We start from the raw sequence: 20,337 nt of genomic DNA on the forward strand, positions 1-20,337 counted from the left end.
ATTAGGTCTAAAGGTCACTTTTAATGTTTTTTAATCATCCTACATCCTGCCAAAACATTTTCTATTGGCAGGATGTATTTGTTCAAAAAATACAATTGATAAAAAATCATAAAACATTATTCTGCTTTAAAAAGAAGAACAATTCATTCGCTTTATTTGCTACTTTTCCTTCAATCACTGCTTGCTCAGCAAACTGCAGAGCATCGCTCATCCATTTCCCCGGTGGCTTGCTACTTTCAGCAAGGAGCAGTTTGCCGTCAATCGCTAATTCTCTCATCGATTTAATACAGAGTTGATCATACTTTTCTGATACTTCTCTTAACTGAGGAACCTCTCCAAAGTAAACCATTAATTCTTCTACCTTCAATGAAGCCTCTTTACCTAACTGATACAAATCCAGAGCGCTCAATTGCTGTTTTTTTCGCAGATTCAATCCATGAACGATCAATTGTACTTCTTTGATCATTTGATTGGAGCATTTCCACTCTTTTAAAAAAACCCGAATTTGACTTTCTTGTAGTGCTAATTGATCTATTAGTAGTGCCCATGCTTGGGCTTCTGATTTCAATGGTTTATTTGACAGATCAGAAAAACGTAATAATGCTTCTCCATAATCTCTTAAACCAGGACAATAAATATAACATTTGGTCTCAACGAACGTTTTTAAGCCTGCGGAACGCTCTTTTCCTAACAACATTTTAATAAATTCCACATTGATTCGCTCTACCGAAATTTTACCTAATAATGAATGATTCATTTCTATTGCCTCTGCTGTTTCTTGTTCTAACTTAAATCCTAATTGACTGACAAAACGAATGCCTCGCATCATTCGTAAGGCATCTTCATGGAAACGTTCCTGTGGGTCTCCCACCGCCCGAAGAATGTGATTTTCTAAGTCTGCTAGCCCGTCGAAAAGATCAATAATCTGACCATCTTCTTTTAAAGCAAAGGCATTAATTGTAAAATCACGTCTTTTTAAGTCTTCTTCCAATGAACGCACAAACTCCACATGATCTGGACGTCGATAATCTTGGTAGGTAGATTCGGTACGAAATGTTGTGATTTCATATTGCTCCTCGTCAACCAGCACTAAGACAGTTCCGTGTTCGATGCCAATATCAATCGTTTTTGGAAAAAGTTTTTTGATTTCTTCTGGAAATGCACTAGTGGCAATATCCACATCATGGATTTCCTGATTTAAAAGAATATCCCTGACACTTCCACCAACAAAATAAGCTTCATACCCTGCCTGTTCTAACTTATTTAAGACTGGAATCGCTTTTTCATATTCTTGTGGTAACTTCTTTAATTTCATTTTTTTCCTACTTCCATTATGCGACTTATTCTCTTCTTTCAAAGCGATCGTGATCCCTTTGGTTAAACTTTTCCATATTTTTTTCAAACACTTCTGTTAAATCAATTTCTAGCGAGTTAGCCATGATCATTGCAACAAATAAAACATCCCCTAGTTCTTCTGCCACAGAATTTTTAGGTTCAGTTGCTTTTTTACTTTTTTCTCCATATGTATGATTAACCTCTCTAGCCAATTCACCGACTTCTTCTGTTAATCGAGCCATTTGCGCTAATGGAGAAAAATACCCTACTTTAAACTGTTGGATATAATCATCTACTTCTTTTTGCATGCTTCTTAAAGAACGTTCTTTTGTCATTTCTTTTCCACCTTTCCTCTTTTATATTACCAAAAATTATTGGTAAATCCTAGGCAAGAGCGATTGAGAAAAAGAATATTCCATGCTACATTATGTAAAGCAATATAAAAGACGGAACTTTTTTCAATAAAACACTCATACAACAAAGGAGGGATAACGTGTTTCCACTCAAAATGATAAAAGAAGTAGCTTTAATTATTGTTGGTACAAGTATTTATGCTTTTGGTCTTGTTTATTTAAATATTGCCAATCATTTAGCAGAAGGTGGTGTTTCAGGGATTACTTTAATTTTGCGTGCCTTGTTTGGCATTGATCCTGCTTATTCTACCTTATTGATCAATATCCCTTTAATTTTACTTGGCGGAAAAATCCTCGGTAAGCGTTCTTTTGCCTATACGGTTTTAGGGACAATTTCTCTTTCTGCTTTTTTGTGGATCTGGCAACGCATACCGTTACAGATCAATTTGCAACATGATTTGTTGATTGTCTCTTTACTTGCCGGATTAATCGCAGGAATAGGCAGTGGACTGGTTTATCGAATGGGAGGAACAACTGGCGGGAGTGATATCATTGCACGCATCTTAGAAAAAAATTACGGTATTTCTATGGGACGTTCGCTTTTAGCACTAGATGTAGTTGTTCTATTGGCTTCCCTTTCTTATATTGACTTAAAACGAATGATGTACACTTTAATCGTGTCTTATGTTTTCAGTCGTGTCATTGATTCGATCTTAGATGGTGGTTATTCAGCTAAAGGAGTCTTAGTGGTCTCAAACAAAAGCGAAGAAATTGCACCTTTACTGATGGCAGAGCTTGAACGTGGTGTCACCTTCTTATCAGGTGAAGGCGGTTTTTCTGGTTATTCAAAGAAAATTATCTATATGGTTGTTAGTTCAAGTGAGCTAAATGAAGTCAAACGAATCGTCCATGAGTTAGATGAGAAAGCCTTTATCTCTATCATCAATGTCCACGAAGTCGAAGGAGAAGGATTTACTTACCTCAAACCACAGACAAAATTTTTGAAAAAAGTAAGTTGATTACTTGTTTTTCAAGCTCAAAAAATCACGTGACAAAACAGATTTACCTGTTTTTATCACGCGATTTTTGTTTTCAGCTTTGATGTTCTATTTGCCCCATCTTTTCATGTTCATATTTCAAGATTAGGCGATTCACTTCATCAGATAGTTGGAGAAAAGCATTCTTGTCGCCTTTTTCAAGTGCCTGGTCAATCTGTGCATAAAGTAAATTTAAGCGTGTCTCTTGTTCTTTTTGACGGAAGTAAAGTTCAATGATTTCCGTATCTTCTTCGCTGATGGAATCATCCCAAGAAGCAAATGGATTTTCTTCTAAGACTGTTAGATATTCTTTCGTTTGCCAAGCATTTTCAAACAAACATTCTACATATAAAGGTCGTTTCCAATTCAAACGTATTTCATGGAAAATTTGATCGGTATCAGTAAATTCTTTTCCCTCTAAGAATAATTTCATTGGCTCCCCTTCAAAAGATAAATCACTGATCTGCAACCCTCGATTTGCTTGATTTGCTCCTTCAATGAAATGGACATTGTTTAATATAGCTTCATGATTGGCAAGGTAATTTAAAATCCAAAAAACTTCTCTACGGCTAAAAGAAATATGATTGACCATCCAAGTTAAAAAATTCTTTTTTTCTTTTACGTCTATTAGCATTTTACTCACCTCTCTACTAGGTCGTCTAATACTGACAGTGCCTCCAAATCTCCAGGTTCAAGTTTCAAATAACGTGTAAGTAATTCTTTTGTTTTATTTAATTGTCCTTCTTCTCGTAAGAAAAATGCATATTCTTTTAGAAAATCAGGTTCGTGTTCTAGTTCGTGAGAAGCTTGTTCATAATGAGCAGCCGCCATCACGTATTCTTCCAATTCATTGTAGGCATGTGCCAAATTCCATTGTGCATAGGGATTAGCTGTTTCTTCCATTTGATTGACCACACGAATGACATCTTCGTAACGTTCTTGATCCAAGTATAGATTACTTAATGTCAATAACGTTTCATCTTGTTTTTCTCCTAATTTTAACGCTTCTAGTAAAAGTTTTTCTGCTTTTTCCTTGTCATGCAGACGATAAGCATTTTCAGAAGCCAAATGATACAACTCAACTTGATATGGATTTTCTTTGATTCCTTCTTCTAGAACTTTTTGAGATTCTTCAACCAACTCTTCTTCCTGTAAAGCTTGCCCTAAATAAAGATAGAGTGATTGATATTGCGGATTCATTTCACGTAATTCTTGTAGATAATAGATGGCTTTTTCATTTTCTTTCAATTGAAGGTAGGTAAAAGCTAATTGAAATAAACGATCATCGGTGCGATCTTCTTCCAAGGCTTGTTCCAATGGTTCGATAGCTGCTTCAAAATTTCCTTGCATACTCAAAGATTGTCCAAAACGTTCTTGCATTGAAATACCAGAAACCTCTTTAATATTACTTGCTAATAATTTTTCATAAATTGTTGCTGCTTCGGCAAAACGATCGACCGAAAAGAAAAGTTCCGCTAAAGCAAATTGGATCAGTGGTTCATCCGGCAATAACGTAGCTGCTTCTTTTAATTTCGCTTCACTCACTTCAGGAATACCGATGACTTGGTATAAATCCGCAATCGCTAACAAAGCTTGCGGATAGTAATCACTTTCTTTTGAAATGTTTTCTAGATATTCAAAAGCTTGATCTATTTCATTATCTTCAATGGCAATTTCTGCTAAAGGGATAAACAGTTCATCATTTTCTGGATATTGCGTTAATAATTGTTTAAAAATTTGCTTTGCCTCTTCTAAAAAGCCAATCGCTAGCAACTCTTCACCTAATTCAGCCAATACATCGGCGGGATCTTCTTTTAAAGCCTTTTCCAGATAGATTTGTGCTTGTGCTAAATCTTCTTCGGATAGTGCTTGCAACATTTTTTCGCTATTTGTATTCATTTACATTCCTCTAATCTCACTAATAATCTTTTCATAAGATGTCATTGTTTGTACTAATTCTTGCTCATTTGGTGATTGGTATTTTTCTATTATACCAATTTTTTTCAAAACAAGAATTTTTTTGCTTTTTTTGGCCAGATGCAAGACATTTTCTAAATAATCGCTTTTTGACAAATGGTCAGGCCACTCAATCGGATAATTTAGATGGGTCAACCAGATAAAAAAATTTTTTAATTGAAAAGACATGTTCATTATTTCCGTATTCCATACAAGATGAAACAAGATTCCTAATAGTCTCTTCATACTAGCGGATAACACATGCCCATTTTCTGTTAAATAAAAAGCTTGTTCAAATAGTTTACCATAATTTGAAAGATTTTCAGCATCAACTTGGTAAAAAGCTATCATTTCTTCCAACATACCGGTAAAAGGACGGTGAGCTAATTGATGCGAGGTGGGATAATTTTTATATAGATTTTGTAAAAAACGATAATCACAGACTATGCCACAACAAATGAATATCAAGAAATCAATTTGTTTCCCCTCCACTTGTTTTTCACTGATTGTTTGATCATATACGATCCTATCTGGAAGATTATCTGTTTGTAAAACGACTTGGTTCGGAAGTTGCAGAATCATTCGTTGCTGTGTCAATGCACGTGCCATTGAGCGGATAGATACTGGTATCAACCATAATTTTGCTGTAAGTGAGGTATGCTTTTGGAAAAAACCAGCTAAATCCATCACACCTTCATTTCCAAACCCAATGATAATAAAGGACTGATTTTTAGGATACCGCTTGGCAAATGTAACTAAATTACTTAATTCTGTCAGATGATTGCATTGTGTATTCGCACAGATATACCAATCAATTTCTCTGGGATTAAGGAATTGTTGATTGATTTTCTCAGCGAACAAATCATAGTATCGCTGATTTGTTAAAAATAATATAGGTTGCTCAATTGTTCTCATTTTTAACTGACTCACTAACGTTTCGCCATAATAGATTTTTGTTTTTTCATCTACTATCTGATAATCAAGTTCCACAAGTTCCCCCCCTTTTCTTTATTTTATCATTAGTTTGAAAAAACGAAAAAAGATAGGCTAATTGTCTAATATGGGTTACCTAATAATAACAACTGTAATTTCATTCATGTTATACTATATGCGATATGTAATGAAAAATGATGTTCATTAATGAAAGGTTCTTTAGTAAAAATTGATACAACTGCTATTCTTTTTTACGAAGTTTAATATTTAAACATATCAGAATAAAGTTGCTATTCAAGCTAATGATAAGAATAAAAAGGAGGATGTTTTTTGTCAAAACAAGGTAAAAATTTAAGTCTAGCAGTTCTCATTATCTCATTATGTAGTTTTTTTATGATCTCCCCTCAGATTTATAGACATGCACTGATTGTCTCAAATGATTGGGTCTTTCACATGAATCGCTTCTATGAGACGGCGATGCAAATAAAAAATGGGACGTTTAATTACTTTCAATCCATTTATGGTTTTGAACAATCTGGTCGAGTAATTAATGCTCTTTATGGAACTGATTTTGCTTATTTGAGTGGATTTTTACTCCTTATATTAAAAAACTGGTTCAGGTTTCAACTTGTTTCTAATTTCTTATGTTATTTTGCTGCTGGAATGTCTATGTACTTTCTCAGTCGTTATTGCAAATTAGAACAAAAAGTGGCAGTAGGAACAGCTATCTTGTATATGGGAACCCCTACCATCTTTTTTTATTCCCTTGCACAAAACTTTTCTGGTTGGGGAGCTGCTTTTTTACCACTTGTTTTCATTCCCGCTGTAAGAATGGTAAATAATAAAGAAAAACCAATCCAACCAGCTATTTTAGGTGGAATAATTTCTGTCATTTTATCTGTTCATATGTTCTCAACATTGCTAGCTGTGGTCGCACTATTTCCATTTTTCCTAGTAGGTTTTATTCGATGCAATAAAAAAGTAGCTATGATAAAAGATGCTTTATTCGCTGTATTGATCACGATTGGTCTTTCTTTCAATACATTTGCTGCTTTTTTTGATTTGTCTAAAGATACCTTAATTTCTCCATATCCTGTTACCGATTTGTTATCAAATAGTACTTCACTTTCTTTTGGTGCTATAAGTTGGACTAATTTTGGATTGATTCTTTCTATCATCTTCATTTTCCAACTTGTGAACACTTGCCTAAATTTTAGTAGAATTAGTTTGTTAGAAAAAGTAGTAAATATTGTCGGATTACTTTTTCTATTTGTCTCTTCTAAGTACTTTCCATGGAATGACCTAGGCAATCATTTTGCTTTCATTCAAAAAATGCAGTTTCCTCAAAGATTAGGCTGTATTGCTTGTATTTTATTACTATTAGGATGGTCTTTTACGATTCAAACAGTGATACTTGCTTTAAAAAAGAATACTATGTTTACACTTATTCCTATCCTACTCACTTTTTCTTTGTTAAATCTTACTGGTGGGCATCAATTAATAATGAACACGGCAAATATTTGGAATAGTGATGCCCCGCTATCAAAAGATACGAACGCTGCTCAAACACTAGAAACAAATGCGACTAAGATTCGTCAGAAATTTGGAGGAAATAGCGACTTATCTGAGGCCTTGAAAATACACAAAAAACCGATGGCTGATTATTTACCTACTTATGCGACAAAAATAGAAAATCCCTATAAACTATACAATAATGAGGTGCTTAATAATAAAATTTCTCTTAAAAAGAAAATTGATAAACAAGGAAGGATTCATCTGATTTTTGCTTCAGAAAATACCGAGAAAGTCACTTTACCTGTTATTATATATATAAATACTACTATCGATGTTAATGGAAAATCAAAGAATGAAATCCAGTATTCTCTTACACCAATCGGCGCTTTAGAGATTTCACCAAAAGTAGGAAAAAACGAAGTCGTTATCGGTTATCAACCAAATATCTTGTTCAGGATGTCTTTCGTTATTCGAATCTTAACATTTATAATAATCATTTCTTTTTATAGCATTAAATATCGCATCTTTTATCAAACAGAAAAAATATCTTCAATTTTAAAAAAATGATCTAAATAATAAGATGCGTAGTCAATAAAACAGACTTTAACAAAGTATTTAAGACAAATATGATTTTCTCCCTTATTTACAAGTTCTTAAGGAATACAAAAAGCGCCTGTAGCTTTAGAGCTACAAGCGCTTTTTAGCTGTCTTATTTAACAGCATCTTTTAATGCTTTACCTGGTTTGAATGCAGGTACTTTGCTAGCTGGGATTTCGATTTCTTCACCAGTTTGTGGGTTACGTCCTTTACGAGCTGCACGTTCGCGAACTTCGAAGTTACCAAAACCGATTAATTGAACTTTTTCGCCGTTAGCTAAAGCATCTTGGATAGTTGAAAATACAGCATCTACTGCTGCAGTTGCATCTTTTTTAGTTAAATCAGTAGCTGAAGCAACTTTTTCGATTAATTCTGCTTTGTTTGCCATGGATAGATTCACCTCCTCCACAAGAGATATGATGTAAAACATCAATTTAGTTAAAAACGTTCTGAGTGGTCCAGAAGTTTAAAAGAAATATTGATCAAGTTCAATATTCTGTTATCACGATATCATATAAACCGCTTAATAGCAAGGTTTTTACCATTTTTTCCATGCTTTTTTTAGTCATAAAAACGTAATAATAAAAACCAACTATTTTTTTTGAAAAATTTCTACCGATGTGGTAAAATGCCTATTTTCTTCTTCTTGGAATGATTCGGATCGATGTTCCTTCAAAAGTGAACGCTTTTCGGATTTGATTTTCTAAGAATCGTTCATAAGAAAAATGCATCAATTCTTCTTCATTAACGAAAACAACAAAGGTCGGTGGTTTTACCGCTACTTGTGTGGCATAGAAAATCTTCAAGCGTTTGCCTTTGTCAGTTGGCGTTGGATTGATTGCTACAGCGTCCATAATAATATCATTCAAGACAGCTGATGACACTCGCAAGTTTTGATTCATGCTTACTTCTTCAATCATTTCAGGTAAACGTTCTAAACGTTGTTTCGTTACTGCAGAAACAAAAATGATCGGTGCGTAGTCTAAATAGCGAAATTCTTCACGTATTTCTTTCTCAAAATCACGCATGGTATTTGTTTCTTTTTTAACAAGATCCCATTTGTTGACAACGATAATTACCCCACGACCAGCTTCATGCGCATAGCCTGCTACGCGCTTGTCTTGTTCACGAATACCTTCTTCTGCATTCAGAACCATTAAAACAATATCGGAGCGATCAATCGCACGCATTGCACGCATGACACTATACTTTTCTGTATTCTCATACACTTTGCCTCGTTTTCTCATACCAGCAGTATCGATCATCAAGAACTTTTGTCCGTTATCAGAAACAAAATGGGTATCAATCGCATCACGTGTCGTTCCTTCGATATCAGAAACAATCACACGTTCTTCTCCTAAAATCGCGTTGATTAAAGAAGATTTACCGACATTAGGACGACCAATCAAACTAAATTTAATCGTATCATCCTCTTCTTCTTCTCCATCGTTTTTGAAGAATTTGATTGCTTCATCCAAAATGTCTCCAATTCCTAACCCATGGCTACCAGAAACTGGGTAGGGATCTCCTAAACCTAAAGAATAAAACTCATAGATGTCATTTCTCATCTCAGGATTATCCACTTTATTCACTGCTAAAATGACAGGTTTATTGCTACGATACAATATTTTTGCTACGACTTCATCTGCATCGGTGATTCCTTCACGTCCGCTAACGACACAAATGATTACATCTGCTTCTTCAATCGCGATTTCTGCTTGATGCTTGATTTGATCCATAAATGGTTCATCGCCTAAATCAATCCCACCTGTATCGATCACACTAAATTCTCGACCTAACCATTCACCTTTAGCATAAATACGATCGCGAGTTACCCCTGGAGTATCTTCGACAATCGAAATACGCTCGCCAGCGATGCGGTTAAAAATCGTAGACTTACCGACGTTCGGGCGGCCAACGATTGCAATTGTTGGATTTGCCATATTTTTTCCTCCTCACAAGTTTCCAATCTTACTTAGTGTAACGAATGCTTTGCTAAGTTTCAAGCATTGTTCGTTAAATTTACTTAAGTATTTTCATAAATTGCTCCATTCAACCTTTTTTATAATAAGCAATCAGGAAATCCTTCACTTATAAATTTTTCATCTGTTTATTTTGACCTATTTCTCAATTATTTTTCAGCTGTCCATTATTCTATAAATATTAACCTCTGAAAAAAGAGGCCTTTCTATTGTTTCTTCTAGTAAATAAGATTTCGAGAGTCAAAAACATAAAAAATCAATCAAAGTCATTAGCTTTGATTGATCTTCTTGCGGATTGTACTATTTGAGAAAAGAAACTTGGGTCGTGTGCTTAATTCTCTGAATCGTCTGTTGTTGTATCTTTTACTTCTTCTTTTAGAGCCTCACCTAAAATGTCGCCCATAGTGAAACCAGTATTCTCTTCTGGTAATTCATACGTTTCTACATCTTTTGGCTCTTCTTCAGAAGCAGGTTTTTCTTCCAATGCCTTAATGCTAAGTGCGATACGATGGTTCTCAGGATTGACTTCTAAAACTTTTACTTTTACTTCGTCTCCTTCATGAAGTACTTCATGTGGAGTAGCAATATGTTTGTGTGAGATTTGTGAAATGTGAACAAGTCCTTCCACTCCTGGGAATAATTCCACAAACGCTCCGAAACTAGTCAAACGTCTTACTTTGCCATCTAAAACTGAACCTACAGGCGCTTTTTCTTCAATATCAGCCCACGGTCCAGGCAATGTATCTTTAATGGATAGAGAGACACGTTCTTGTTCAGGATTAATTGAAAGAACTTTTACCTTCACTTCATCCCCAACCGCTAATACATCACCAGGTTTAGCTACATGACTATGAGAAATTTCAGAAACATGGACTAGTCCATCAATCCCACCTATATCAACAAAAGCACCAAAATCAGTAATACGTGCCACACGTCCCTCGATTTCATCGCCCTCGTGGATATTCGCAAAAATGGCTTTTTTCTTTTCTTCTTTTTCGTTTTCAACTACTGCTTTATGCGAAAGAATTAAGCGATTTTCTGAAGGTTCGATTTCAACGATTTTAAGTGTCAATGTTTGGCCTTTATACTCTGAAAAATCAGCAACAAAATGATCTTCAACCATTGAAGCAGGTACAAATCCACGAACACCTAAATCAACGACTAAACCACCTTTGACTACACTTGTTACTGGTGCTTCAATCACGTTACCTGCTTGGAAATCTTTTTCAATGTTTTCCCAAACTTTTTTTGCATCTAAACGACGTTTTGAAAGCAAATAGCTGCCGTTTTCTTTGTCTTTACCAATTGTACTGATCACAACAAGTTCTAGGACATCACCCACTTTTACCACTTCGTTGATATCTTCAACAGGTGAAGTAGATAATTCCTTAGCAGGAACAACGCCTTCTACTCCGGCGCCTTCAATGCCTACAATCACTTGTTTATCTTCAATCACTAGAACCTCACCGGTCACAACGTCCCCAACATTTACTTCTTGGACGCTATTTATTGCCTCTTCCATTGATTGACTATTCTCTGCTTGATTTTGTTCAAATTCTGTCATAACATTTGTCCTCCTAACCAACATTCTGCCGTAACCACGGTACTATTTTAAGTTTAATAGATTATTAAAAAAAAATAAAGCGATTTCGTTTGGCTTCCCCCAAAAATACCATGATTTCAGTACTTTCGGCATTTTTTATAAAAGATATCCTTTTTCTTTTATCACTTCTTTAATCGATTGGACAACTTCTGAAATTGATTTTCCAGTTGTATCAATTCGAATGGCATCTTCTGCCTGTTTTAAAGGAGAAACTTTTCTAATTGAATCATAGTGATCTCTCGCTTGAATCTCTTGCGTGAGTGTTTCTAAAACTGTAGGGATTCCTTTTTCAATATTTTCTTTATACCTTCGTTGCGCTCGCTCTGTCACACTAGCAACTAAAAATATTTTTACTTCTGCATTTGGTAAAACAGCGGTACCGATATCTCTTCCATCCATCACAACGCCACCGTTTTCACCGATTTTGCGTTGGATTGAAACAAGTGCTTCTCGCACTTTTTGATGGGCAGACACTTCAGAGACTGCTTGAGTGACATTTGGCTGACGAATTTCTTCCGTCACATCTTGGTCAGCTACCAAAACATGTTGACCTTCTGGTTTTTGAACAAATGACAGTGGATAATGATGGATCAACTTTACTAACCCTTCTTCATCCGTAAATGCTACATGATGTTTGATCGCTAAATACGTAATTGCACGGTACATAGCCCCTGTATCCGTATAAATATAATTAAATTCTTTTGCCAAAATTTTTGCAACAGTACTTTTTCCCGACGAAGCAGGGCCGTCAATTGCTATACTGATTTGTGTCATGATATAACTCCCTTTTCAAAAAAAAAGCCGCAGTCAGCGGCTAAAATTATTTAACTCTTAGTTGTTGTCCAGGATAGAGCATATAATTATTTGGATCCATCCCGTTCAATTCAAATAGTTGATCAATCGTGATACCTGCTCGTTCGGCTACTTGTTTAGGTCCATCACCGGCTTGTACAGTTACAGTCGTACCATCACCAGTTGTTGCCGCTGAAGATGTTGGTGTTGTTGCTTCATCCACACTGCTTGTTGGCTGTGTTTCTTGTTGATAAATAGATGAAGAAGATGGTGTTGTTTCCTCTTGAACAATTGAGCTTGATGGCGTACTTTCTACCACTGATTGAGATTCCACTGTACTTTCAGCCTCAGTACTTGATTCTTTCGCTGATGAATCTTTTGTTGAAGACGTACTTTCAACAACAGAAGAAGTAGTAGTTGTTGATGTAGAACTTGACGCACTATTTGCTGAACCATTTCTAATCCAAAAATAAGCGCCTGCTGGGATTGCAATACATAATACTAATAATACTAAAAAGAGAGACAAAAATAATGTGTTGCCTTTCTTTTGTTGACGTTGGGAACTTCTTGAAGAAACTTCGTCTTCTGTATCATAAATCGGTTGTTCCCAAGGTTCTTGTGTTTCGTTATTTTCTGATGATTGATGTCTATCTTTTCTGCTCACCTTATTTACCTCCTAATTTCTATCGTAAATATTATACCATAGCCAGAACTCTATTGTCTTAAAAAATTGTTATCCTATGTTTTTTTAAAATAAATTTAGTAAAATATCTTGCCAATTTTTTGACTGATTCACTTGTCTAGCATTACCATAAACTTGTATTGTTAGACTAGCTCCATCAACGTCACAACATTTTTTGGGCTTGTCTACTTGCTTTTCTCCGAAATATTCAAGGATCATCGTTCTTCGACAGGTATGCTCATGAATATAACGAAGCATTTGTTGCAGTCGATATTCTTTTTCTCTTTCTTGTAATTTCAGACGATTTAACCACTCGTTGGAATTATTTGATTTTTTGATTACGTCTAACCATTTTTGTTGGATCTCCTCAAATGGCTCAACATTTTCTTCATGATATTGTAAAAAAACTTCAAAGCTTTGACGTTGTTCTCTTGAGAGTTGATTAAAAAAATAATGAATGCGTTCATCTTTTTCTTTATACAATAGAACTGCTTCACTTGGTTGTTGATCTCTACCTGCCCGACCAATTTCTTGCATATAATTTTCAAGACTATTCGGTAAATCATAGTGGACGACATAACGGATATCCGGTTTATCAATCCCCATACCAAATGCATTCGTTGCAATCAAAAACTGCAATTTATTTTGGCTGAATTGCTGTTGAAGCTGTCGCCTTTGAGACGCTTCTAGTCCGCCATGATAAAAACCTACAGTAAAACGTGAACGAAAAGATTGATATAATCGCTCCACTTCTTTTTTAGTCGCACAATAAATGATCATTGAACCATTTGCTTGCCTCATCAATCGTTCTAATTCTTCTTCTTTGTTCATTGTTTTTTTTACGTATAAGGCAATATTTGATCGATTGACTGATTGCACCACAAGAACTGGCGGTTCTTTAAATAGCACTTTTTGGATATCTTGTTGTACAGCATTCGTTGCTGTTGCTGTTAAAGCAAGCGTTACAGGTGATCCCAAATAGTGTCCGATCTCTCCTAATTGTTGGTATTCAGGGCGAAAATCAATGCCCCACTGCGAGACACAGTGCGCTTCGTCAATCACATACAAGCCAATTTTTTGTTTTTGTAGCTGTTCTAATAAATCTTTTTGAGTTAACATTTCTGGACTTACAAATAAAAACTTGTAATCAGATAAATGATTCAAAACATAATATTTTTCTATTTTAGAAAGCAAGCTATTATAAGCAACTACTCGCTTTTCTCCTTGTTTTTGTAACTGCATCACTTGATCTTCCATCAGTGATAACAATGGTGAAACAACAAGCACCAGACCTTCTTGCAAATAACCAGTTAACTGATAACAAAGACTTTTTCCGTTTCCCGTAGGTAGGACTGCTAAAACATCTTGTCCTTTTAATAAAGTATGGATAATTTTTTCTTGCCCTGGTCGAAATGAAGTAAATCCAAAACGTTTTTGTAATTCATTCTTGAGCATCATCAGTGAGCTCTCCTTTCAGGACCCCAATTTGATAAAAGCGAAATTCACCGTAATCTAAAGGCATTTTTTCATTTAATTCACGGTAGTTCCAAGTGCGTATATTGGGCAATTGACTTAATTGTTCCAACGTTTTTTTTGAGATCATTGTTTCATAAGGAAAGTCAGTAAAATAAAGTTGCCATTCGATCAAATGATCCGTTATCGTTCCTTTTTTTAATTTACGAATCTTCATAACTTCATCAAAAGTATACCCTTCTAAAACTAACTTTCTTGTTGTTAACATACTTTGATTAAAATTCTGAATCAGCAATGGGTGTATCAGACGATAGAGCAAGAAGGTTGGTTTTTCTTCTATTTTTTGTAACAATAAATGGATCCTTTCAGCTTCATATAAACGAAGTTGAACTTCATCGCTAATGGCTGTTAATTGGTATGACAATAATCCAGCCATGTGTGCTCCAGAAAACTGATTGGCTAGAAAATTAGCGTCTTCTTCTGGCATAGCAGAAAACAGTTCATTAAGCTCTTGACTGATTCTTTTTGATAAGGTTACTCGATCAAAATGATTAACTGCTAACCACCGTTTGACTTGAATGGTATAATAGGGGCTTGTTTCTATAGGTATGTAGTCAGAATTATTGCTTTTTAAATTAGAGACAACTTGGATAGCAAATTTGATCAATCGCCAACAAGTACCGTCCGTTCGACCATACCGATCATAGTGAAGCCCCTCAAATGCTATGTCCATTGTGGCTAATTTCTTTTTACCTAAAGAAGTAACCATTGCTTGATTTTCTGTTACAATGAGCCGTTTTTCATTCACTAATTGATCCATCACTTTCATAAATTCTTCTTGAGTCAATTTAGGAAAACTGCCATGGACAAATAGAAGATCATTCAAAAAACCATAGATCAATACTGAACTCGTATGTTTACCAGAAAGAACTTGGTATAAAGTGCTGAGTCTCAACTTGTTTCTCGTAGAAAATAAAGATAAAATAAATTCAGTCATATTACTCCCCTTAAGAATAGGATGGTTAAAATGTCACTACTATGTAAATTAGTTCCTGAACGCTGTATTGCTTGTGGTCTTTGTCAAATTGAAGCACCAGATATCTTCGATTATGATGAAGAAGGAATTGTTTTGTTTGCTCAAGAACCAGAAGCGCAGCAACAGTTTGTCGCTAAAGCAGAAGAAAGAAATGTTCAAAAAGCCTATCAAAAATGTCCAGTAAGAGCGATTTTATTAGAAAAGTCATGAATCAAGTGTTTTGAGTTGAACACTTTATTAACATGGGAGTACTAAAAAAAACGCTAAAGATTTGAAGTTAATGTAGCGTACGAGGAAGAAACATCTTTTTTTGTTTATAGATTATATTTCTTCCTCTATTTTCGAAAAAACTGATCAATCTTTATTCAACCAATTTAACAAGGTGTTCACAATTGCTGTTTGTTGGTCTTCATTCGTAATTTCTGCTTTACCGTCCCCTTTTTGTTCACCATAGCTACCAAAACCACCGTGGTTCCCACCGGCTATCGAAACATATTCTGTTTGCTTAGGTAAATATTCTTTGGCGGATTGATAAGCTTCCTGATTCAACACTTTGTCATTTGAAGCAGTTAAACTTAAAACTGGTAAAGTTGATTTCGACAATGTCCCTTTTTTGTCTGGATAGCTAGCTAAAAAAAAGATTCCCTTTAGCTGTTTATCCGTCGAATGGCTATTTGCGTATCGACTGGCCATGACGCCTCCTAATGAATGTCCACCGATCACATAATCTTGATTAGAAAAATTTTCTCTAATTTTATCCGCTTTGTTTCCACTAAGAATAGCCAAATCAAGAGGCATTTTAGCGATTGCCACAGAGTAACCATTTTGTGCTAATTGTTCCGCCCAGATGCTATAACTTGCTGGTTCAACTAAAGCACCAGGATAAAAAATAATTAAGGGATGTGTATTTTTACTCTTTGCTTCAAAGAGTAAATAATCTCCTTTATCTTTTCCTTGTTGGAAAACTTTTGTGGCCTGTGTTGAAGGCTCATAAGTACTTTGTTGCAAATAATAATAGCCTGCCCCCCCTGCTATTCCTAAAAAAATAATTATACCAATCACTATCCGTTTAAATATCTTCATAACGCTCACCTTTTCTTAGCCAATACTAGACTGTTTATATAGCTACACTAAATAAAATAGGGGAAAATTGCAACCCTTTTACCTAAAATAGGATATGCAATCATTTTTCATTCCAGCAGAAAAACCCCAGAGAATAAATTTCTCTGAGGTATCGAATAAATTTCTCAATTCTTTTATGTGGACTAACTGCATTTTACATTACATGCTACCTTTTCATTCTTATTTTTTATAAACATCGAATGTTAGCAATCACTAATGAATACAATTGACTTCTTTTAATTCCAAGAATGAGTATATCCTCCATTAGCGTTGCAATAAATAATCGCGCTCTTATTAAAAGATTGAATTGTTACACTAACACTACTAATGCCAATATTCAAACTACCTTTAAAATTTACTCTTACATGTGAGTTATACGCTGTAGCTCCTTTTGAAGCACTTTTTGAAGATAAAGACCATAGTATTCCACTATAGCTTCCATATGCATCAATCGGTTTTGATGATGAACCATTTGTCTGAAAAACACCAACTCCTTTTAAAGTGACAATAGTGTGTCCCAGTAGGTTTTTCAATTTTAGTGTACTTGTTATTGTGCGATTATATGTTGCACGTAACATAGCTGACCTAGTCTCTTCTTCAAGGGATGTTTCTAAATATAAATTTTTACTAACAGGAACAATTTGGTGATTGGCATGGTTAAAATTTTTAGCATTTTGTTTTTCAAGATGATGCATTGCTAATTCAACATTATTTTCTAAATTTTTTAACTCTTCAACCGTAACTGAAAGCTTCGTAGAAAGCGCATTCAATCCATTCTCATCTAAAGAAGCAAATGAGGTGGGTAGGAGATTTTTTTCTATTGTAGCATTAACACTAGGTACAGCAATAAATAAACCAATGAAAAAGATAATAAGGCTATAAATTTTCTTTTTCAATATAAACACTCCTCGTTTAAATTTTTTGTTACAAGAAAATTATTCACCATATAGTTAAAAATATTCAAGCAAGTATTTCTTTACCTATCATATTCAATAATTATTACTATCGTTAATAATTGAAAAATCATTGCAATGACCGCCACACATTTTATCCAATAAGGATAATTTGCTTTACGATAGTTTTTCAAAATTAAAAACGAACGTACGATCCCTCCGACAGGTACTAAAAATGCTACAATCGACAGAATAATAATTCCCATAAAATGGATAGAATTTATTTCCTTCAATTCTTTTTCTAGCTGTTTAACCAAATCCTTCTCTCCTTTCAAGAAATCATCTAATGAAACCTCCAGTATCTCACTCAAAAGAACAATTGATTTCAAATCTGGAAAATTTTTATTATTTTCCCAATTTGAAACAGCTTGTCTACTGACAAATAATTTATCAGCCAACTCTTGCTGAGTTAGATTTTGTTTTATTCTATGCGCTTTCAAACGTTCGTTAAACTCTTCTAATTTATCATCTCCTTACAATTAGTATGAAACAAACTTTTCTGATTAAATAGCAAGTACATTTTGCTATTTTCTTTCAATCATCAATGCAAGCAAGGCTTGCTATAATATTATGTATCTTGCTCATAATTATTATATCTTATTTTTTGGTCATCCTAGTTACAAACAAGAAGATTTTAAAAGAACCCTACTCCTTTTTTAATTTTGCCATCGATGGTTGCAATGCTTCGATAGTATTATCCAAAATTTTAATTATCGAACAAAAACTGAAGGCAGATGAAAGGACATAGAAACGACTTTCATCTACCTTCAGTTGATTTTCAAAGAGAACATCATACAGTTTTCCTGGTTTTTGTTACAAAAATTATTTAAATAATTTTATTTTGCTCTTTTGTGATCCGTAAATTTTTGTCGTTTTTTCCAAAAATATAGGATCAAACTACCGAATAAGAAAGGGAGCCCTAAGAATGGATGAATGGTTTGTTCATTAGTTTTCGGGAGATTATTTTTTGGATTCTCTTTTTCATTATTCTTTTCTTTTGAAGAAAGTGTTTCCTTATCAGCTATCGTAGATTCTTCTGTTTGTTTTTCTTTAATTGCTGTGGAAACTGTGTTGTCTTTTGTTATGTCGTCTTCTGTTGGATCTTCTTTTGTTGTGTCGTCTTTTCCCATATCATCTTTTGTCGGATCGTCTTTTGTTGGATCGTTCTCTTCACCATTGATACTGTCATTTCCTCTGTCATCTACTAAATTGACACGAATTGTTCCTTGGAGGATTTTTCTTGTCTCTGTGTCTAACTGTAAATTTATTAAACAAACTTGAGGCTTATCCATTTCATGAATCACTGAAAGATCGTTTGTATCTATGTGTACATATTCATGTAATGGGTTACCAGTTGAAATTTCAAATGCCTGAATATGGCCTAATTGCTTAACTAATTTTTCTGTTAAATTTTTTCTTTCAGTAAAATTAAAGTCAAAGTCATTAGCATAGACAATATAATCTGCATCAATGATCGTGGAATCATCTACTACAAATACTTTAATCTTTTTTTGAACAGTATTATCATTTTCGATTCCAAAATAAACCTCATATACACCGGCCTTGTCTTTATCAATATTATTTTCTAAAATAATTGGTGTTACGATTTCAGTATCGTCATTTTCATTTACGGCAGTAACATTGGCTAAAGACAAAATATCTAAATTTTCATCAATGTCTTTGATATTTATGACAACATTTTCGCCATCTAACACATATTTCGCAGGAATAGGGTGGCGTGGTTGCCAGACAAAAGTATCAGCCATCTTTGTTCCGTCATATTGATCCATTAATTCAGCAGAGGTAAATACATATTCTCCTTGTGGATTTTTAGCTGTCCCTTTCCCAATATTTTGCCAATAACCTGTATACATATCATTTGCCTCTATTTCAGGGAGTCCAGCATCCGAATGAAAATGAAAGTCAGGCCCTAATGTCAGTGAAGACAAGGCAGTAATACCTAAAAACATATTGGACATATTTGTTACAGCACTTGTATCAAAGTTACGAAGATCTAATGTCTTTAATGCTTTTGCTCCTGAAAACATAAATGACATATTTGTCACAGCACTCGTATCAAAATCACGAAGATCTAACGTTGTTAATGCACTTGCTCCTGAAAACATACCTGACATATTTGTCACAGAACTTGTATCAAAGTTACTAAGATCTAGCTTCGTTAATGCTCTTGTTCCTGAAAACATACTTGTCATATTTGTCACAGAACTTGTATTAAAATTACGAACATCTAGCGTCGTTAATGCTCTTGTTCCTGAAAACATATTTGACATATCTGTCACAGCACTTGTATCAAAATTGCGAATATCTAGCGTCGTTAACTCATTTGCATCCAAAAACATACCTGACATATCCAGCACTGCACTCGTATTAAAATGACTGACATCTAAAGTCGGCGCTTTAATTCCGTAAAACATCATGCCCATATCAGTCACAGCTCTCGTATCAAAACTACTAAGATCTAAAGTAGTGGCGCCTGTTCTTACAAACATTCCTCTCATATCTGTTACAGCACTTGTATCAAAGTTACTAAGATCCAAGGTCGTTAATCTACTCGTAAAGCTAAATATCAAATTCATACTAGTGACACGACTAGTATCGAAGTTGCTTAAATCTAAACTCGTTAAATCAAACATATTTTCAAACATGGCATTTACCATATGAACCCTACTAGTGTCAAATAAATGAAAATTCTCAATACTTTGCACCTTTGATAAATTTACAAAAAAAGAATTCAAAACGCCAGAAGCTTGAACAACATCTTCGAAAACAATTTTGTTAATTACATTCTTATAAGAGTCCCAAGGAGAAAACCCTGTTGGCAGGTAGAAATCCCCGCCACCAATATACAAAACCCCATCACTATCAATTCGCCACTTACTTGAACCTAAAGTTCCTGAGGCAATGTCATGTTCATTTTGTATATCACTTTGTTTTTCTTCATTTATTC

General features: G+C 34.6%; 19 protein-coding genes and 1 pseudogene. 3 read left to right on the top strand and 17 right to left on the bottom strand.

The window, feature by feature from the left end; translation table 11 throughout:
* Positions 1-106: 106 nt before the first annotated feature.
* Together EVI01_RS08650 and EVI01_RS08655 are read right to left on the bottom strand one after the other, a co-directional pair.
* The gene (locus EVI01_RS08650; RefSeq protein WP_010751263.1) at positions 107-1,315 is read right to left on the bottom strand and encodes a CCA tRNA nucleotidyltransferase; all 1,209 of its coding nucleotides are present in this window, start codon (positions 1,313-1,315) and stop codon (positions 107-109) included.
* A gap of 25 nt (positions 1,316-1,340) precedes the next feature.
* Positions 1,341-1,670: a nucleotide pyrophosphohydrolase gene (locus EVI01_RS08655; RefSeq protein ID WP_010751264.1), complete on the bottom strand. Its 330-nt coding sequence runs from the start codon at positions 1,668-1,670 to the stop codon at positions 1,341-1,343.
* Positions 1,671-1,843: 173 nt separating this feature from the next.
* Between EVI01_RS08655 and EVI01_RS08660 the strand changes: the two genes are divergently transcribed.
* Entirely contained in the window at positions 1,844-2,707 is an 864-nt protein-coding gene (locus EVI01_RS08660; protein ID WP_035007727.1) for a YitT family protein, read from the top strand.
* Between the two features lie 73 nt (positions 2,708-2,780).
* Here EVI01_RS08660 and EVI01_RS08665 read toward each other — a convergent pair whose 3' ends face one another.
* The 3 genes from EVI01_RS08665 to EVI01_RS08675 are packed head-to-tail and all read right to left on the bottom strand — an operon-like array spanning position 2,781 to position 5,671.
* The gene (locus tag EVI01_RS08665) at positions 2,781-3,359 is read right to left on the bottom strand and encodes a ReoY family proteolytic degradation factor (protein WP_010751266.1); all 579 of its coding nucleotides are present in this window, start codon (positions 3,357-3,359) and stop codon (positions 2,781-2,783) included.
* Positions 3,360-3,364: 5 nt separating this feature from the next.
* Positions 3,365-4,624, bottom strand: coding sequence for a tetratricopeptide repeat protein (locus EVI01_RS08670; protein WP_010751267.1), 1,260 nt, complete (start codon positions 4,622-4,624; stop codon positions 3,365-3,367).
* Positions 4,625-5,671, bottom strand: a complete 1,047-nt coding sequence (locus EVI01_RS08675; protein ID WP_010751268.1) for a hypothetical protein — start codon at positions 5,669-5,671, stop codon at positions 4,625-4,627.
* A 273-nt stretch (positions 5,672-5,944) separates the two neighbouring features.
* Between EVI01_RS08675 and EVI01_RS08680 the strand changes: the two genes are divergently transcribed.
* Positions 5,945-7,696, top strand: a complete 1,752-nt coding sequence (locus EVI01_RS08680) for a putative glycosyltransferase family protein (protein ID WP_010751269.1) — start codon at positions 5,945-5,947, stop codon at positions 7,694-7,696.
* Positions 7,697-7,838: 142 nt separating this feature from the next.
* Here the strand turns inward: EVI01_RS08680 and hbs are convergent, their stop codons facing one another.
* The 7 genes from hbs to EVI01_RS08715 form a co-directional block, all read right to left on the bottom strand.
* Positions 7,839-8,114: a non-specific DNA-binding protein Hbs gene (gene hbs / locus EVI01_RS08685; protein WP_002290178.1), complete on the bottom strand. Its 276-nt coding sequence runs from the start codon at positions 8,112-8,114 to the stop codon at positions 7,839-7,841.
* 244 nt (positions 8,115-8,358) lie between these two features.
* Positions 8,359-9,669 (bottom strand): ribosome biogenesis GTPase Der, encoded by a 1,311-nt coding sequence (gene der, locus EVI01_RS08690; protein ID WP_010751270.1) that lies wholly within the window; start codon positions 9,667-9,669, stop codon positions 8,359-8,361.
* A gap of 370 nt (positions 9,670-10,039) precedes the next feature.
* The gene (gene rpsA, locus EVI01_RS08695; protein WP_010751271.1) at positions 10,040-11,272 is read right to left on the bottom strand and encodes a 30S ribosomal protein S1; all 1,233 of its coding nucleotides are present in this window, start codon (positions 11,270-11,272) and stop codon (positions 10,040-10,042) included.
* Positions 11,273-11,407: 135 nt separating this feature from the next.
* A complete protein-coding gene (cmk, locus tag EVI01_RS08700; protein ID WP_010751272.1) occupies positions 11,408-12,085 on the bottom strand; it encodes a (d)CMP kinase in 678 nt (225 codons plus the stop codon).
* A 46-nt stretch (positions 12,086-12,131) separates the two neighbouring features.
* Positions 12,132-12,767 carry an SAG1386/EF1546 family surface-associated protein gene (locus tag EVI01_RS08705; RefSeq protein WP_010751273.1) on the bottom strand — a complete coding sequence of 212 codons (636 nt, stop codon included), beginning with the start codon at positions 12,765-12,767 and terminating at the stop codon, positions 12,132-12,134.
* A gap of 84 nt (positions 12,768-12,851) precedes the next feature.
* Positions 12,852-14,240, bottom strand: a complete 1,389-nt coding sequence (locus EVI01_RS08710; protein WP_174270066.1) for a RecQ family ATP-dependent DNA helicase — start codon at positions 14,238-14,240, stop codon at positions 12,852-12,854.
* Positions 14,227-15,255 (bottom strand): helix-turn-helix domain-containing protein, encoded by a 1,029-nt coding sequence (locus tag EVI01_RS08715; RefSeq protein WP_010751275.1) that lies wholly within the window; start codon positions 15,253-15,255, stop codon positions 14,227-14,229. Before EVI01_RS08715 ends, EVI01_RS08710 begins: the two co-directional genes overlap by 14 nt.
* A 30-nt stretch (positions 15,256-15,285) precedes the next feature.
* Here EVI01_RS08715 and EVI01_RS08720 point away from each other — a divergent pair, with 30 nt between their 5' ends.
* Positions 15,286-15,504, top strand: coding sequence for a ferredoxin (locus EVI01_RS08720; protein WP_010751276.1), 219 nt, complete (start codon positions 15,286-15,288; stop codon positions 15,502-15,504).
* A gap of 144 nt (positions 15,505-15,648) precedes the next feature.
* Here EVI01_RS08720 and EVI01_RS08725 read toward each other — a convergent pair whose 3' ends face one another.
* The 5 genes and pseudogenes from EVI01_RS08725 to EVI01_RS08740 all read right to left on the bottom strand — a co-directional run.
* On the bottom strand, positions 15,649-16,377 hold the full coding sequence (locus EVI01_RS08725; protein ID WP_010751277.1) for an alpha/beta hydrolase: 729 nt from the start codon (positions 16,375-16,377) through the stop codon (positions 15,649-15,651).
* Positions 16,378-16,652: 275 nt separating this feature from the next.
* The gene (locus EVI01_RS08730; RefSeq protein WP_010751278.1) at positions 16,653-17,312 is read right to left on the bottom strand and encodes a hypothetical protein; all 660 of its coding nucleotides are present in this window, start codon (positions 17,310-17,312) and stop codon (positions 16,653-16,655) included.
* Between the two features lie 80 nt (positions 17,313-17,392).
* Positions 17,393-17,626 carry a hypothetical protein gene (locus tag EVI01_RS14110; RefSeq protein ID WP_261766391.1) on the bottom strand — a complete coding sequence of 78 codons (234 nt, stop codon included), beginning with the start codon at positions 17,624-17,626 and terminating at the stop codon, positions 17,393-17,395.
* A 9-nt stretch (positions 17,627-17,635) separates the two neighbouring features.
* Positions 17,636-17,809 (bottom strand): annotated as a pseudogene (locus tag EVI01_RS14275) (helix-turn-helix domain-containing protein); the annotation flags it as partial.
* Positions 17,810-18,205: 396 nt separating this feature from the next.
* The coding region (locus tag EVI01_RS08740; protein ID WP_186808773.1) for a BspA family leucine-rich repeat surface protein at positions 18,206-20,337 on the bottom strand (2,132 nt) is incomplete at its 5' end.

The organism is Enterococcus villorum, assembly GCF_007990225.1.
Lineage (GTDB): Bacteria > Bacillota > Bacilli > Lactobacillales > Enterococcaceae > Enterococcus_B > Enterococcus_B villorum.

What these genes read in the sequence shown, in the direction of transcription:
- EVI01_RS08650 (WP_010751263.1), bottom strand. Translation starts at nt 1,315, where the DNA reads ATGAAATTAAAGAAGTTACCACAAGAATATGAAAAAGCGATTCCAGTC.
- EVI01_RS08655 (WP_010751264.1), bottom strand. Translation starts at nt 1,670, where the DNA reads ATGACAAAAGAACGTTCTTTAAGAAGCATGCAAAAAGAAGTAGATGAT.
- EVI01_RS08660 (WP_035007727.1), top strand. Translation starts at nt 1,844, where the DNA reads ATGATAAAAGAAGTAGCTTTAATTATTGTTGGTACAAGTATTTATGCT.
- EVI01_RS08665 (WP_010751266.1), bottom strand. Translation starts at nt 3,359, where the DNA reads ATGCTAATAGACGTAAAAGAAAAAAAGAATTTTTTAACTTGGATGGTC.
- EVI01_RS08670 (WP_010751267.1), bottom strand. Translation starts at nt 4,624, where the DNA reads ATGAATACAAATAGCGAAAAAATGTTGCAAGCACTATCCGAAGAAGAT.
- hbs (WP_002290178.1), bottom strand. Translation starts at nt 8,114, where the DNA reads ATGGCAAACAAAGCAGAATTAATCGAAAAAGTTGCTTCAGCTACTGAT.
- der (WP_010751270.1), bottom strand. Translation starts at nt 9,669, where the DNA reads ATGGCAAATCCAACAATTGCAATCGTTGGCCGCCCGAACGTCGGTAAG.
- rpsA (WP_010751271.1), bottom strand. Translation starts at nt 11,272, where the DNA reads ATGACAGAATTTGAACAAAATCAAGCAGAGAATAGTCAATCAATGGAA.
- cmk (WP_010751272.1), bottom strand. Translation starts at nt 12,085, where the DNA reads ATGACACAAATCAGTATAGCAATTGACGGCCCTGCTTCGTCGGGAAAA.
- EVI01_RS08710 (WP_174270066.1), bottom strand. Translation starts at nt 14,240, where the DNA reads ATGCTCAAGAATGAATTACAAAAACGTTTTGGATTTACTTCATTTCGA.
- EVI01_RS08715 (WP_010751275.1), bottom strand. Translation starts at nt 15,255, where the DNA reads ATGACTGAATTTATTTTATCTTTATTTTCTACGAGAAACAAGTTGAGA.
- EVI01_RS08720 (WP_010751276.1), top strand. Translation starts at nt 15,286, where the DNA reads ATGTCACTACTATGTAAATTAGTTCCTGAACGCTGTATTGCTTGTGGT.
- EVI01_RS08725 (WP_010751277.1), bottom strand. Translation starts at nt 16,377, where the DNA reads ATGAAGATATTTAAACGGATAGTGATTGGTATAATTATTTTTTTAGGA.